The organism is Bdellovibrio sp. HCB288 (assembly GCF_047305935.1).
GTDB lineage: Bacteria > Bdellovibrionota > Bdellovibrionia > Bdellovibrionales > Bdellovibrionaceae > Bdellovibrio.
The window spans coordinates 2478575-2492289 of record NZ_CP178619.1; the positions used below are offsets into that span (position 1 = coordinate 2478575).

Below are 13715 nucleotides of genomic sequence, written 5' to 3' on the forward strand. Positions count from 1 at the left end.
GCGAAGTTGATAGGATGATCGCATCGAGGTCGAGATGACATACTGCCGAGCGATCACTCACATGTCAGACGAGAAAAAAGCCATTCATAAGCCTTATCATGATATGGCTTATGGGTTTCCCATTCACGATGACAATGAGTTATTTTGTCGTTTGATTCTGGAAATCAATCAAGCGGGACTTAGTTGGGAAACCATTCTAAAAAAGCAGGATTCATTTCGGAAGGCTTATCATAACTTCAATGTCAAAAAGGTAGCGGCCTATAAGGCGGCCGATCGCAAACGTTTGATGGCAGATCCCGGCGTGATTCGCAATCGACTTAAAATCAATGCGGCCATCGAAAATGCCAAGGCTATTTTACTGCTGCAAAAAGAATTTGGATCCTTTGAAAAGTGGCTCGCGCATCACCATCCTTTAAGTAAGGAGGAGTGGGTGAAGTTATTTAAAAAGACATTTAAGTTCACGGGTGGCGAGATCGTGAATGAGTTTTTATTGAGTACCGGCTATTTGCCGGGGGCTCATGATAAAAACTGCCCCGTCTTCAAGAAGGTTCTAAAAGCCAAACCAAAATGGAATTCCCAGAGCAAGAAGAAGTAATATGAATAAATCTGACTCGATTTCGGAAATGATTCAAATGGTGCAACAATTCTGCTCGGAACGGGAATGGGATCAATTCCATCCACCCAAAGATCTGGCCATCGGCATGTCGACGGAAGCCAATGAACTTTTGGATCTGTTTCGGTTTAAATCGGATGCGGAAATTCAGGAAAAATTGAACACACCTCTTTTTCGCGAGAAGGTCTCGAATGAGTTGGCCGATGTATTCTTTTTTGTCCTGCGATTCGCGCAAATGAATAAAATTGATTTGCCGACAGCACTCCATTATAAGCTTCAACAAAACGCTGAAAAGTATCCCGTAAGTACCGCCAGGGGATCCAACAAGAAATATAACGAATAAAGAAACTCATTAGCAGGCTGATTCCATGTCAAAACAACTTCATTACTTTCAGCTTTGGCTTTTAAAGTTTCTAACTTTTCTGTTGGGTTGTATGACCTGCTTTTACTTTCAGGCAAAGTGGGGGATGTCGACTGTTGAGTCCGCGGCATTGACCGGTTTGTTGGGGACATTTATCCCCGAATCCCATCGCATTGATCGCAATCACGTCCACGCCAATATCTACATGGGAGCCTTTGTTGCCATGGGATCCAAAATCACCGAGCAAGGGTTTTGGGAAATTCTGTTGGTTTCGGCCATCGGGAGTTTGATCTACTTTGTGATGAGTCAGTACTTTAAAGGGATGGGCGGGCGTTTGGGGACGATCGCTTTTATCTCGTCACTTCTGGGGCTGGCATTGAAGGTGATGGTATGACACTGGCGGGAGTTTTGCTGGTGTCGATCCTTGGGGCACAAGCGACATATTTTTTGATTCACCATAAACATTGGCCAACTGTCAGAGCCTCGGCATTTCCTGCATTGCTCTTTGTGATTTTCCTAAGACTGTCGGGGGTAAACTGGGATGGCGCCCTTCAAGGAGCCTTCTTTGGTGCCACCTTCGTGGGGATGACGGATAAATCCCGATTGGGTTGGAAAAGAGTGTTGGTTGCCAGCTTAGTGTATGGTGTGATCTTTACGTTCCTGATTCCGCTCGCAAGGGGAGTTGGTGGAGGCCTTGGCGCTGCGGCCTTTGCGTCTTGTTCAGTCGTCTATATTTTGACAAACTTCGCAAAAAAACTTCAGAAAGCATAGGTCCCCTTTAATACTTGAAGGCATGACTAACAACTACTTTGCTTCACCTTTTGCCGGCAAATCCCTCAAAGATCAAACAACTCATCCCAATATAATTGTGGGTGAGCACAGTTACTACTCGGGCTATTATCACGGACACTCCTTTGACGAGTGTGCCTGGTATTTGCCTCGTGATCGCAGCGATGTGGATAAACTCTATGTTGGGAAATATTGCTCCATCGGTTCCGGAGCCATCTTTATGATGGCGGGCAATCAGGGCCACAGGAAAGAGTGGATCTCGACATATCCGTTCGCGTTCATAACAAATAATCCTGTCTATGCCCAGGCTCAAAATGGCTATCGTGCTGCCGGCGACACCGTGATTGGCAATGATGTGTGGATTGGCGCTGAAGCGATGATTATGCCGGGAGTGCGCATTGGTGATGGTTGTATCATCGGTGCCCGAACTCTGGTTGCAAAAAATGTGGAGCCATACTCCATCGTCGCCGGAAGCCCAGGGGAAGTTGTCAGAAAAAGATTTTCCGATCCGGAAATTTCGATGCTGGCTGAAATGAAGTGGTGGGACTGGTCCGACGACATGCTAAAAGATGCCATGCCGATTTTGACCAGCAATGAGATCGTGAATCTGTATCGTTACTGGGAAAAACGTAAAGTTCAGTCTCCAGTTGATGCTTTGTAAGCACCTTTGCGCAGATTGATTCCGTATTCCAAAAAAGCTTTCATGGCGCAGATCATCTGCGACCAACCCATGCAGTTGCCGTAGGAGGATTTGATGCCTTCTTCGGTGTCAGGCCATCCAGTTTCATACACTTTTACTTTGGTTTCAGCCGAGTTCAAAGCTTCAAAGTGAAACTCGACATTATTCCAACCACCGGTGGTGTTTTCCCATTCGAATATAATTAATTTGTCCTGAACGACTTGTTTGGATTTAACATTAAAGGGACCGGGGAAGTCGGCGAACTCCCATTCGACCGTTTCACCTTGTTTCAACGGTGCTGAGGCATGCCCCGTTACAAAGTAAGAACTGATTTTCTTGTTGTCATAGACTGCGGCAAAAACTTCAGAGACGGGTTTTTGAACTATAATCCACACTTCGAACTTTGGAATCATGGGTAACCTCCACGGGAGATTTAATCATTGATCGAATTGTGAATCGTTGTAAAGTGAATCCATGACATCTTTCGCCAGTGAATTGCAGTGGATTGAACAGAACTTCCGTGAAATCAAAGAGTCCGATCAAGTCTCTTTGGACATGCGCTATGCCAGCGTGAACAATTTTATGAGCCAGGATATTTACGAGGGCTTTGGCCGTTGCTTTGTGGCGCCAATCACCTACGAGATGTTCATGCGCGCCTGTGAAAACTTAAAGAAAAAACATCCGACCTTGAAGTTTGTGATCTGGGATGCGCTTCGTCCGCGCAGCATTCAGGCAAAGTTTTATCAATACCTGGAAGGCACTCCATTTCAGAACTATGTGGCAGCACCTTATCCGGGATCTTTGCATAACTTCGGCATGGCGATGGATCTAAGCTTGCGAGAGCGAGACGGGGACTATCTGGACATGGGAACAGGCTTTGATGACTTCCGGGATCTGGCTCAGCCAAAGCTTGAACAGAAGTTTTTGAAGTCGGGGGAATTGAGCAATTTGCAATTTAGCAATCGCATGATTCTAAGGAACCTGATGGAGAACGAAGGCTTCAAAGTTTTGGAGCATGAGTGGTGGCACTTCAATACTCTGCCTAAAGATCAGGTTCACGGGAAGTTTCCAATTTTAGAGTAGTGTCGTGTTTTGGGTAAAAAAATAGCCCTGGAGAATGAAGGGTTTCGCCAGGGCTTAGAGGGACTCTTGTTCTTAATGAACTCAATGTTTTTTAAGGGAAGAGCGAAGCAACATCATTGCATAAATGCTCTCCAACACGAGTTAAAAGTCCGTAAGAAACTTTGTTTTTAAGTTAAAAATCCGTCATTTAAGGATGCTATTTGGAATGATGAAAAGCAGGAGCAGCCCGATGTTTTCAATTTCTAATGCGCAACATCAAAACCAGTTGCCGGTCCAGTTATGCGTGGAGTGTCTAACAGCATTAAAAATGGCTTAGTTAACTATTTGATAATACTGGGCAAATATAAGCCATTTTAGAGCCCTAAAAATTCTTATTCATCACCTTGACGGAATGCCGTCCGAACCCACATTTATCCTGTGTTATTCAAGCTTTAATTAATAAATTACCACGGTATTGGCTGGCACTGGGATGATTACGAAATCCAGGTGGGCATTTAAGGAGAAATCAAACATGGGTAAAATTATTGGTATCGACTTAGGGACGACAAACTCATGCGTCGCTATTATGGAAGGCGGAGAAGCCAAAGTTCTTGTGAACGAAGAAGGCGCTCGCACAACTCCATCGGTTGTTGCTTACACTAAAGACGGTGACCGTCTTGTAGGCCAAATCGCTAAACGTCAGGCTGTGACGAATCCAGAGAACACAATTTACTCTGCGAAACGTTTCATCGGTCGTCGTTTCGAAGAGATTTCAGAAGAAATCAAATTGGTTCCGTACACTGTTGTTGCTAAAGGCAATGACTGTGCATTCAAAGTTCAAGGCAAAAACGTATCTCCAGAAGAGATCGGTGCTGCGGTTCTTGGCAAACTTAAAAAAGTTGCTGAAGACTATTTGGGCGAGCCGGTAACTGAAGCAGTTGTGACTGTTCCAGCTTACTTCAACGATGCTCAACGCCAGGCTACAAAAGATGCTGGTCGTATCGCAGGTCTTGAAATCAAACGTATCATCAATGAGCCAACAGCGGCGGCATTGGCGTACGGTATGGATAAGAAAAAAGAAGAGAAGATCGCTATCTTCGACTTCGGTGGTGGTACATTCGATATCTCCATCCTGGAAGTTGGTGACGGTGTTGTTGAAGTTCGTTCTACGAACGGTGACACGCACTTGGGTGGTGACAACTTCGATACAGTTATCCTGGAATGGTTGATCACTGAGTTCAAAAAAGACCAGGGTATCGATTTGAAAAACGATAAAATGGCTCTTCAACGTTTGAAAGAAGCGGCTGAGAAAGCAAAAATTGAACTTTCATCTGCTCAAGAGACTGAAATCAATTTGCCATTTATTACTGCAGACCAAACAGGTCCTAAGCATTTGCAAACGAAATTGACTCGCGCAAAATTCGATCAAATGACTGAAGATTTGGTTAAACGCTCTATGGAGCCTTGCCGCAAAGCTTTGGCTGATGCAGGCTTGAAAGCTTCTGAAATTGACGAAGTTGTATTGGTGGGTGGTTCTACACGTATCCCTTCAATCCAAAAAGCAGTTAAAGACTTCTTCGGCAAAGAGCCAAACCGCACAGTGAACCCGGACGAAGTTGTTGCTATCGGTGCAGCAGTTCAGGGTGGGGTTCTTGCGGGTGACGTGAAAGACGTGTTGTTGCTAGACGTAACTCCATTGTCTCTTGGTATCGAAACTTTGGGTGGCGTGATGACTCCGCTGATCGAGCGCAACACGGCGATTCCTACTAAGAAATCTCAAGTGTTCTCGACGGCAGCTGATAATCAACCAGCCGTAGACATCCACGTTCTTCAAGGTGAGCGTAAGATGGCTGGCGACAATAAAACACTAGGTCGTTTCGAACTAGTGGGTATTCCACCAGCTCCACGTGGCGTTCCTCAAGTTGAAGTAACATTCGACATGGACGCGAACGGTATCTTGCACGTATCTGCGAAGGATATGTCTTCTGGTAAAGTTCAGCAGATCAAAATCACTGCACAAAGTGGTATGTCTGAAGCGGAAATTAAACAAGCCGTTGCAGATGCTGAAGGTCACGCAGAAGAAGATAAGAAAAAAGCTGAGGCAGTGACTCACAGAAATAACCTGGACAACTTGGTTTACCAAACTGAGAAATTGATCAAGGATTCTGGTTCTCAATTGCCTGAGGCGGAAGTTAAAACTGCGAACGATGCCATTGCTGATGCTAAAAAAGTTCTTGAGAACAAAGGCGCATCTGCTGATGAATTGAAAGCAGCTTTCGACAAGCTTCAAGCTTTGACTCACACAATGACTTCTGAGCTTTACAAAAAGCAAGGTGCTCAAGGTGATGCTGCTCAAGGTGGCGCTCCAGGTGCTGACGCTGGCGGCGAGAAAAAAGCTGACGGCGACGACGTGATCGACGCTGACTACAAAGACGTAAACTAAGTTTTTGTCGAACTACTTGTAAAAAACCAAAAAGCCCCTGGGGACAACCCAGGGGCTTTTTTTTGTAGCGAAAAAGGTACGGACTTACTTTGCGAAGTAAGTCCGTACCTTTTGATTAGCGTTTTTTAAATGGGGACTTGCGAGCTGCGGGTTTTCCATTTACGGGTTTGCCCGGACTTGGTTTACCTGGGCCCGGCTTGCCAGCGTTTGTTTTGCCAGAACTTGGCTTACCGGTTGCTGACTTTGAATACGGCGTCTTGCCGGATGGGGCTTTTCCTGTCGTGGTTTTTCCCTGAGTCGATTTTTCCGCAAATGGTTTTCCGCCAGTTGCAGGTTTTCCCTGTGCCGGCTTTTTATCGCCAGGTTTGTGGCTGGCTTTTTTGACAGGGGCAGACCCGGGTTTTCCTTGAGCACGTGGGTGAGAGTTGTATTTGGAGCGATCGTATTTATCAGACTTACGACCTTCCAATTTACTGATCAACGGCTCATCACGTTCCGTGACCAAATTAACCACAGTACCTTCACGACCAGCACGGGCTGTTCGACCTGCGCGGTGTAGGTAGTTTTCCATTTGTTTTGGCAAATGGTAGTTGATCACGCGATCGACGTTTTCGATATCCAAACCACGGCCCGCCAAATCAGTAGCCACCAGGAACTTGATTTCGCCCTTGGTGAACTTCTTCAGGTTCGAACGGCGATCATTCTTTTCCATTTCGCCACGATACAAAGCCACGGCATGTCCCTTGGCTTCCATTTCCTGCGCCAGCTTGTCGCATTGTTCGCGAGTATTGGCGAATAGGATTGTGCCACCTTCGACTTTTTGTTTTAACAAGCGATCCAATTGTTCCCAGCGATTGCCGTCTTTCACAATCAGGTTTTTAGTCGTCAAAGTTTTAACGACCTTGCCACTGTCAGAGCTTTTAACAACTTCAGCGCTGGAGAAAATCTCCTCCATCAAATCCTGAACAGTCGGGGACATGGTTGCAGAAAACATAGCCGTTTGTACATCCTGAGGACACGCATAGTAGGCTTTGTTCGACATATCCAGGAAGCCCTGATCCATCATCTGGTCAGCTTCGTCAAAAACCAACATACAAACGTCAGTCAAATTGATCTGATCCAGATCCATCAGCTGTGAAAGGCGCCCCGGTGTTGCCAGCAGGATTTCAAATACACCGGAAACATTTCTTTTGGCCTGTTCCATCGCCATTCCACCCAGAGCGGGACGGACACGCAGGCGAGTGTCATGGGTCAAAGTTTTAAAGACTTTTGAAACTTGTTCTCCCAGTTCACGGGTAGGAACTAAAACCACCGCGCGTGGGGAGGACTCTGCCGTCACCGGGTGGCCTTCCTCTTCAAGTTTTTTAAGAAGGTGCAGCATTGGCAATGCATAGGCCAATGTTTTACCGCTCCCAGTTTCAGAAATTCCCACCACCGATTGGCCGCCCATCAATAGCGGAATAGTGTTGCGCTGGATTTCTGTGGGTTTGGTAATGCGTTTAGCGGTAAGGGTTCTGGTTAAAGAGGGGATCAAGCCAAAGTCTGCAAAATTATTCATGGGAGCATTCTATCATACTCTGTGGTGAGGCCAATCTGAATTGTGTCGGGTTATGTTAACTTCTGCTCTGACGCGCATTTGCTACCAAAAGTAAGTCCGTACCCTTAGAATTTGAGCATATTTTACAGTGAGGAATTGATGGCTATAGAGGTGAAGCATTTCTTTGATCCGGCGACGTCGACGATTACCTATGTCGTGCACGACCTCAAAAGCCTGGACGCCGTGGTGATTGATCCCGTCTGGGACTACGATCCGGCAGCTTCAAAGTTGTCCAATAAGTCATCAGAAGCGGTATTGGCCTATATCAAGGCGCAAAATCTTATCCCGCGCATGATCCTGGAAACCCACGTTCATGCCGATCACGTGACGGGGGCGCAGTTTTTTAAAGAGCGTTTTCCTGAGGCTCCATTGTGTATTGGCGAGCGCATCACGACGGTTCAAAAGATTTGGCGTGATATGTATGATCTGGATGCAAAAACCGACATCCAGGGAAAAGTTTTTGATCGCCTGTTAAAAGAACGTGAAGTCGTGCAGGCCGGAACTTTGCAGTTTAAGGTGTTCTTTACCCCGGGGCACACACCCGCGTGTTCGTCTTACCTGTTTGAAGATGCCCTGTTTACAGGCGACGCACTATTTATGCCGGATTCAGGAACAGGCCGCTGTGATTTTCCAGGTGGATCTGCCAAGGATCTGTATAACTCAATCACTACGAAAATTTATGCTTTGCCAGAGACCACTCGCATCTTTGTTTGCCACGATTATCAGCCGGGCGGGCGTGAGTTTATGTGTCAAACATCTGTGGGTGATGAAAAGAAATCAAATATTCAACTCAATGACAAAACCACGGAAGAGCAATATATCGAGTTTCGCACCAAGCGTGATGCAACTCTGGCGACACCGAAATTGTTGCTGCCGAGTTTGCAGATCAATATACGCGCGGGTCGTTTGCCTGAGGCTGATTCGCAAGGCAAAAGATTTTTAAAGATTCCAGTAATCGACTAGGAGAAACACATGCAGGAAAGTATTGTGATGGCATTGGTTGGAGGCGTGATTATCGGAATTGCGACCTCGTTGTTGTTGGTTCTGAACGGCCGCGTGGCGGGTGTCAGCAGTATTTTGAATGGCTTGCTGGAAAGATCCCCTTACGAATCCGAATGGAAGTGGTTCTTTGTTTTTGGAATGTTCTTTGCCGGCATGGTGATGAATCAGTTTCATCCGGAATATTTTTCAGTCGACGTGAATCGCTCTTCGGTGATGATCATGATTGCCGGGTTGTTGGTGGGCTTTGGCACCTTGATGGGAAGTGGCTGCACCAGTGGGCACGGTATATGTGGCGTGGCCAGACTGTCGATGCGCTCCATCGTGGCCACGATTTGTTTTATGATTTCAGGTATGGTCATGGCGAATTTCCTGCGCCATGTTGTGGGGTTGTAAAATGAAAAGACTGGCAGATATTCGCAACTGGTCGGCATTGTTGGTGGGAATTCTATTTGCGGTGGGCTTGTCTATTTCAGGCATGACTCAGCCCAAGAAGATTGTGGATTTCTTAACTTTCGGAGCTGGTTGGGATCCAAGTTTGTTGTTTGTAATGATCGGTGCGGTTCCTGTGTACATGATCACCTTCCGTTTGGTTCGTGGTCGTAAGACACCGGTTCTTGATACTCAGTTCTATATTCCCAAGAGAACAGAAATCACCAAATCACTTGTCGTGGGCAGTGTGATCTTCGGATTTGGTTGGGGACTGGGTGGTTACTGCCCCGGACCGGGCTTGGTTTCATTGGGAACTGGTTCAGTCACCGCAATTGTTTTTGTCTTCAGTATGATGTCAGGAATGTTGATTTATCGCATGTACGAAAGATGGAGCGAGCTGCGCAAAAAGAATTGACCGATAATCAAATGAGAATAGGATAAAAGCTCATTCTGAAGGAGCTGTTCTATGCATAATGAAGTTTATCCTATCAATCCTTCCCTCGAAAAAAACGCGCTGATCACTCCGCAAAAATACAAAGACATGTACTCCCAGTCTGTTCAGGATCCCGAGGGATTCTGGGCGCAAGAGGCCGAGCGCCTGCATTGGTTTAAAAAATGGGACAAAGTTAAAAACACCTCTTTCAAAAAACCAGTCAGTATCAAATGGTTTGAAGGTGGAAAACTGAATGTGGCCTATAACTGCATTGACCGTCATTTGGCGACCAAGGCAGAAAAGGTTGCATTGATCTGGGAAGCTGATGATATCAACACAGCTTCAAAAAAAATCACATACAAAGAGCTTCATCAGGAAGTCTGCCGCTTTTCCAACGTTCTTAAAAAAATGGGTGTGAAAAAAGGCGATGTCGTGACCATCTATATGCCGATGATATTAGAGTCCGTGTATGCAATGCTGGCCTGTGCACGCATTGGTGCCGTTCACTCGGTGATCTTTGGGGGCTTTGCGCCGGATTCCATCAGCGACCGCGTGCTGGATGGAAAATCAAAGTTCATTATTACTGCGGATTCCGGTTTCCGGGGTGGCAAAACAATTCCATTGAAAGACAATGTCGACAAGGCTGTTAGCAAGGCAGGAATTGTTGAAAAAGTTCTGGTCGTAAAATACTCGAAAACAGTTGTGCAGATGAAAGAGGGCTTGGACGTCTGGTACCACGATATGGTTCAGGGTGTGAGCGATCAATGTGAAGCCGAGCCCATGGATGCCGAAGATCCATTGTTCATTCTTTACACTTCCGGCTCCACTGGAAAGCCTAAAGGAGTTCTGCACACCACAGGCGGATATCTATTGTGGGTAAGTGTCACTCATCAATACGTCTTTGATTATCAGGAAAAAGATATTTACTGGTGCTCTGCCGATGTCGGTTGGGTGACGGGGCACAGTTACATCGTCTATGGACCCCTGGCAAATTGTGCGACGACTTTGTTTTTTGAAGGCATTCCGAATTACCCGACACCGTCACGTTTTTGGCAGATCGTTGAAAAGCACAAAGTGAATTTGTTCTACACGTCGCCGACGGCTTTGCGCTCGTTGATGCGTGAAGGGGAAAAATGGGTGAAGGACTGTGATCGTTCTTCGTTAAGAATTTTGGGAACGGTGGGGGAGCCGATCAATCCGGAAGCTTGGATCTGGTACTACGAAGTGGTTGGCGACAGTCGTTGTCCGATCATGGATACGTGGTGGCAGACCGAAACGGGTGGCTTCATGATCACCCCGATGCCGGGAGCCACTCCATTGAAACCGGGTTCTGCGACGTTGCCTTTCTTTGGTGTGCAGCCTCATCTGCTGACACCAGAAGGTAAAAAGATTGACGGTGCCGGTGAGGGCGTTTTGGCGATCGCCGATTCCTGGCCGGGACAAATGCGCACGGTCTTTGGTGATCACAAGCGCTTCGAAGAAACTTATTTCTCCACATATCCTGGATACTATTTCACTGGTGACGGATGTCGCCGCGATGAGGATGGCTATTATTGGATCACGGGCCGCGTGGATGACGTGATCAATGTATCGGGTCATCGCTTGGGGACGGCTGAAATTGAGTCTGCCTTGGTGGCAAATCACAATGTGGCAGAAGCTGCAGTCGTAGGTTACCCGCACGACATCAAAGGTCAGGGGATTTACGCCTATGTGACCCTCAAAACCGGAATCGCGGCGACGGATGAGCTTCGCAAAGAGCTGATCCAGACAGTTCGTAAAGAGATCGGACCGATTGCCACCCCGGATTTGATTCAGTGGGCGCCTCGCTTGCCGAAGACCCGCTCTGGAAAAATTATGCGTCGGATTTTGCGAAAAATTGCCGAAAATCAACCAGATCAACTAGGCGACATTACAACGCTTTCTGAGCCGGGTGTGGTTCAGGAGCTAGTAGACAACCGCATGAACAAGTGATAGGTTCCCGGGCATGACTACACGCATGATCGTACTAATTATGATGGTTTTGGGCGCGGCATTTTCTCGTATTATTCCGCATCCTTGGAATTTCACAGCTATCGGTGCCATGGCACTTTTTGGTGGCGCTTATTTCAACGATAAAAAGTTGTCTATGCTGGTGCCGATGGTGGCTTTGGCACTAAGTGATTTGGTGTTGGGTGGTTTTCACTCCACAACATTCTTTGTCTACGCGGGTTTTGCATTGATCGTGATGATGGGCTGGTTCCTGACTGAGAAAAAATCAGTGGCGCGCATCGGTGGTCTTTCATTGGCGGCAAGTTCTGTGTTCTTTCTGATTTCAAACTTCGGTGTGTGGAACATGGACGGTATGTATGCAATGACATTCGGTGGTTTGGTTCAATGCTACGTGGCTGCGATTCCATTCTTTGGCTATCAAGTTGCTGGCGACTTATTCTTTTGCACAGTGATGTTTGGTGGTTATGAGCTTGTTAAAAAATACGCTCTTGAACCCAACGCTAAGCTTGCGTAAGCGACGTGGTTTTAAAATTTGAGTATTAATTAAAGACTCCCGGTTGGGAGTCTTTTTGTTTGTGGCGGTTCATGAGTTCTGTAAAGTTGGGTCTGCATAGACCAATTCTTAATGGCAAAGTTAACTTTCCTCTGTGTCTGGCGCCGATGGTGGGGCTGACTCATGTGGCGTTGCGCGAAGTGATGCGCGAATATTTGCCCGAGAATGCCTATACAATCTGGCCGACTGAGATGTTGAACTCGCGCCGTATTCCTGGTGAAAATCTGGAAACCACACCCGAAACCATGCGCGCGGCCCATGAGCCGGGCCTGGTGCCACAGATTCTTGGCAATGAAGAGGACGCTATCGCAGAAAGCGTAAAGCGACTTGTTGAATGGGGAGCCGAGGCGATTGATATCAACATGGGCTGCCCCGTACAGAAAGCCCTTAAGCACAACTATGGTGTCGCATTGATGGGGGATCCGGGTTATGCCGCCGAAGTGGTGCGCATGACCGTCAAAAACTCCACGGTTCCGGTCAGTGTTAAGTTGCGTGCGGTAGGTTCCACCAAAGAATTGGATGAGCTTTTAGCCTTTGTCGGTGGATTGCGCAACTCAGGGGCTGCCTGGGTTTGCTTGCATCCAAGAACGGCTGCGCAAAAGCGTCGCGGTTGGGCTGACTGGGAGCAAATCAAACTTCTTCATGCGGCCGTGGATTTTCCTGTGATTGGGAATGGCGATGTGCAAACGGTGGAAGATGCCGTCTTGATGTTGAAAGAAACAGGTTGTGACATGGCGATGGCGGGACGTGGTCTTGCGGCTCGTCCGTGGATGCTTTGGCAGCTGGGCGAGGAGTTGGGCTTTGCTCCACCATCCGGCAAAGAGGGGCTCAAGGCGCCACGTACTTCCGAAGAGGAAGGTGCTGAATACGGTCGTGTGCTTTTGAAACTTATCGAACGCAGCCGTCACTATTTTGGCGAGGACCTGGCCATGAGAAAAGTGCGTTTCTATGTGCGCACCACCAGCGTGTGGTTGGCATTTGGTAACGCCTTAACCGGTGTGTGCGCCAAAGCCCGCAATGTGGACGAGATGCTTGAAGGTGTTGCAAAATTCTTTGCGGTTCCCCACGAAATGTCCCTGCGCACAGAGCTTCGTCAGTAGGTATCTATTTTTTAAAGACCCAGTACGGGCTTTTTGCTTTTAAAATATTCAGATTATATTTCTGCGCAACAAAGGCCATAGTCTTTTCAGAAAAGAAAGAGACATGAGTCAGGTCGCGGCGATAATGCCAATCATGGAAATGCGCTTCGCCTTTGTGGGCAGAGGTCATCACTGCCAAAATTCCGCCGGGTTTTAGCATGCGCAGTTGTTGTTCGATATCTATTTTGGGAGTGTGTAGATGTTCCCAAACTTCGGTGCTGGTCACTACGAAATAGGATTTTCTTAAAGCATCCTGATCGGGTTGATAATACAGGTCATAATTTGTGACCTGGAAATCCTTCGCCACAAAGCAGGCGCCCAGAAATGCCGTGGGGCCACAACCATAATCCAAAAGGTGAATCTCTTTGTTGGCTTTTCCGAATTTGCTGGCGAACTCTTCGACGTCCTTCATTAGTGGCGTCAAAAATGCGCGATAACCTGCCTGATCCTCGTTTTGGTGAAAATCGTAGCGCGCTTTTTCTTCAACTGCCGTCATGCGCTCTTCAGGTGCCATAAAGATCAAATCACAGCTTTCGCAGTGATAATAACTTCGCTCAGGTTTTTTCACGACCTTGAAGCGGGCTGAATTGGGGTTATCGCAAAGTAGGCACTTCATCTTACTCAAG

The 13715-nt window shown here is 47.1% G+C and carries 16 protein-coding genes; 13 read left to right on the forward strand and 3 right to left on the reverse strand.

Annotated features, from left to right (window positions below; all coding sequences use genetic code 11):
- The first annotated feature begins 34 nt into the window (after positions 1-34).
- The 5 genes from ACLVWR_RS12085 to ACLVWR_RS12105 are packed head-to-tail and all read left to right on the forward strand — an operon-like array spanning position 35 to position 2424.
- On the forward strand, positions 35-595 hold the full coding sequence (locus tag ACLVWR_RS12085; protein WP_413580907.1) for a DNA-3-methyladenine glycosylase I: 561 nt from the start codon (positions 35-37) through the stop codon (positions 593-595).
- 1 nt (position 596) lies between these two features.
- On the forward strand, positions 597-956 hold the full coding sequence (locus tag ACLVWR_RS12090; RefSeq protein WP_413580908.1) for a nucleotide pyrophosphohydrolase: 360 nt from the start codon (positions 597-599) through the stop codon (positions 954-956).
- Positions 957-981: 25 nt separating this feature from the next.
- Positions 982-1368, forward strand: coding sequence for a hypothetical protein (locus tag ACLVWR_RS12095; protein WP_413580909.1), 387 nt, complete (start codon positions 982-984; stop codon positions 1366-1368).
- Positions 1365-1745, forward strand: a complete 381-nt coding sequence (locus ACLVWR_RS12100) for a hypothetical protein (protein ID WP_413580910.1) — start codon at positions 1365-1367, stop codon at positions 1743-1745. The genes ACLVWR_RS12095 and ACLVWR_RS12100 overlap by 4 nt, the downstream gene beginning before the upstream one ends.
- 22 nt (positions 1746-1767) lie before the next feature.
- Entirely contained in the window at positions 1768-2424 is a 657-nt protein-coding gene (locus tag ACLVWR_RS12105; protein ID WP_413580911.1) for a CatB-related O-acetyltransferase, read from the forward strand.
- Here ACLVWR_RS12105 and ACLVWR_RS12110 read toward each other — a convergent pair.
- The gene (locus ACLVWR_RS12110) at positions 2400-2855 is read right to left on the reverse strand and encodes an SRPBCC domain-containing protein (RefSeq protein WP_413580912.1); all 456 of its coding nucleotides are present in this window, start codon (positions 2853-2855) and stop codon (positions 2400-2402) included. The genes ACLVWR_RS12105 and ACLVWR_RS12110 overlap by 25 nt on opposite strands.
- Positions 2856-2916: 61 nt before the next feature.
- Between ACLVWR_RS12110 and ACLVWR_RS12115 the strand changes: the two genes are divergently transcribed.
- Positions 2917-3525 carry a M15 family metallopeptidase gene (locus ACLVWR_RS12115; RefSeq protein WP_413580913.1) on the forward strand — a complete coding sequence of 203 codons (609 nt, stop codon included), beginning with the start codon at positions 2917-2919 and terminating at the stop codon, positions 3523-3525.
- A 511-nt stretch (positions 3526-4036) separates the two neighbouring features.
- Positions 4037-5947 (forward strand): molecular chaperone DnaK, encoded by a 1911-nt coding sequence (gene dnaK, locus ACLVWR_RS12120; RefSeq protein ID WP_413580914.1) that lies wholly within the window; start codon positions 4037-4039, stop codon positions 5945-5947.
- A 115-nt stretch (positions 5948-6062) separates the two neighbouring features.
- On the opposite strand, the gene ACLVWR_RS12125 is transcribed toward dnaK, so the two are convergent.
- Positions 6063-7505, reverse strand: a complete 1443-nt coding sequence (locus ACLVWR_RS12125; RefSeq protein WP_413580915.1) for a DEAD/DEAH box helicase — start codon at positions 7503-7505, stop codon at positions 6063-6065.
- Positions 7506-7643: 138 nt separating this feature from the next.
- On the opposite strand from ACLVWR_RS12125, the gene ACLVWR_RS12130 reads away from it, so the two are divergent.
- From ACLVWR_RS12130 to ACLVWR_RS12155, 6 genes are all read left to right on the forward strand, one after another.
- Positions 7644-8507, forward strand: coding sequence for an MBL fold metallo-hydrolase (locus ACLVWR_RS12130; protein ID WP_413580916.1), 864 nt, complete (start codon positions 7644-7646; stop codon positions 8505-8507).
- Positions 8508-8516: 9 nt separating this feature from the next.
- Positions 8517-8939, forward strand: coding sequence for a YeeE/YedE family protein (locus tag ACLVWR_RS12135; RefSeq protein WP_413580917.1), 423 nt, complete (start codon positions 8517-8519; stop codon positions 8937-8939).
- Position 8940: 1 nt separating this feature from the next.
- A complete protein-coding gene (locus ACLVWR_RS12140; protein WP_413580918.1) occupies positions 8941-9390 on the forward strand; it encodes a DUF6691 family protein in 450 nt (149 codons plus the stop codon).
- 51 nt (positions 9391-9441) lie between these two features.
- On the forward strand, positions 9442-11379 hold the full coding sequence (gene acs / locus ACLVWR_RS12145) for an acetate--CoA ligase (RefSeq protein ID WP_413580919.1): 1938 nt from the start codon (positions 9442-9444) through the stop codon (positions 11377-11379).
- A gap of 25 nt (positions 11380-11404) precedes the next feature.
- Positions 11405-11911 (forward strand): DUF6580 family putative transport protein, encoded by a 507-nt coding sequence (locus ACLVWR_RS12150; RefSeq protein WP_413580920.1) that lies wholly within the window; start codon positions 11405-11407, stop codon positions 11909-11911.
- Between the two features lie 71 nt (positions 11912-11982).
- Positions 11983-13050 (forward strand): tRNA-dihydrouridine synthase family protein, encoded by a 1068-nt coding sequence (locus tag ACLVWR_RS12155; protein WP_413580921.1) that lies wholly within the window; start codon positions 11983-11985, stop codon positions 13048-13050.
- Between the two features lie 4 nt (positions 13051-13054).
- Here the strand turns inward: ACLVWR_RS12155 and ACLVWR_RS12160 are convergent, their stop codons facing one another.
- The gene (locus ACLVWR_RS12160; RefSeq protein WP_413580922.1) at positions 13055-13705 is read right to left on the reverse strand and encodes a class I SAM-dependent methyltransferase; all 651 of its coding nucleotides are present in this window, start codon (positions 13703-13705) and stop codon (positions 13055-13057) included.
- Positions 13706-13715: the final 10 nt, after the last annotated feature.

Excerpts from the sequence above, each read along its gene's own strand:
- ACLVWR_RS12085 (WP_413580907.1), top strand. The coding sequence starts at position 35 with ATGACATACTGCCGAGCGATCACTCACATGTCAGACGAGAAAAAAGCC.
- ACLVWR_RS12125 (WP_413580915.1), bottom strand. The coding sequence starts at position 7,505 with ATGAATAATTTTGCAGACTTTGGCTTGATCCCCTCTTTAACCAGAACC.
- ACLVWR_RS12090 (WP_413580908.1), top strand. The coding sequence starts at position 597 with ATGAATAAATCTGACTCGATTTCGGAAATGATTCAAATGGTGCAACAA.
- ACLVWR_RS12155 (WP_413580921.1), top strand. The coding sequence starts at position 11,983 with ATGAGTTCTGTAAAGTTGGGTCTGCATAGACCAATTCTTAATGGCAAA.
- acs (WP_413580919.1), top strand. The coding sequence starts at position 9,442 with ATGCATAATGAAGTTTATCCTATCAATCCTTCCCTCGAAAAAAACGCG.
- ACLVWR_RS12130 (WP_413580916.1), top strand. The coding sequence starts at position 7,644 with ATGGCTATAGAGGTGAAGCATTTCTTTGATCCGGCGACGTCGACGATT.
- ACLVWR_RS12095 (WP_413580909.1), top strand. The coding sequence starts at position 982 with ATGTCAAAACAACTTCATTACTTTCAGCTTTGGCTTTTAAAGTTTCTA.
- ACLVWR_RS12135 (WP_413580917.1), top strand. The coding sequence starts at position 8,517 with ATGCAGGAAAGTATTGTGATGGCATTGGTTGGAGGCGTGATTATCGGA.
- ACLVWR_RS12150 (WP_413580920.1), top strand. The coding sequence starts at position 11,405 with ATGATCGTACTAATTATGATGGTTTTGGGCGCGGCATTTTCTCGTATT.
- dnaK (WP_413580914.1), top strand. The coding sequence starts at position 4,037 with ATGGGTAAAATTATTGGTATCGACTTAGGGACGACAAACTCATGCGTC.
- ACLVWR_RS12115 (WP_413580913.1), top strand. The coding sequence starts at position 2,917 with ATGACATCTTTCGCCAGTGAATTGCAGTGGATTGAACAGAACTTCCGT.
- ACLVWR_RS12105 (WP_413580911.1), top strand. The coding sequence starts at position 1,768 with ATGACTAACAACTACTTTGCTTCACCTTTTGCCGGCAAATCCCTCAAA.
- ACLVWR_RS12100 (WP_413580910.1), top strand. The coding sequence starts at position 1,365 with ATGACACTGGCGGGAGTTTTGCTGGTGTCGATCCTTGGGGCACAAGCG.
- ACLVWR_RS12110 (WP_413580912.1), bottom strand. The coding sequence starts at position 2,855 with ATGATTCCAAAGTTCGAAGTGTGGATTATAGTTCAAAAACCCGTCTCT.
- ACLVWR_RS12160 (WP_413580922.1), bottom strand. The coding sequence starts at position 13,705 with ATGAAGTGCCTACTTTGCGATAACCCCAATTCAGCCCGCTTCAAGGTC.
- ACLVWR_RS12140 (WP_413580918.1), top strand. The coding sequence starts at position 8,941 with ATGAAAAGACTGGCAGATATTCGCAACTGGTCGGCATTGTTGGTGGGA.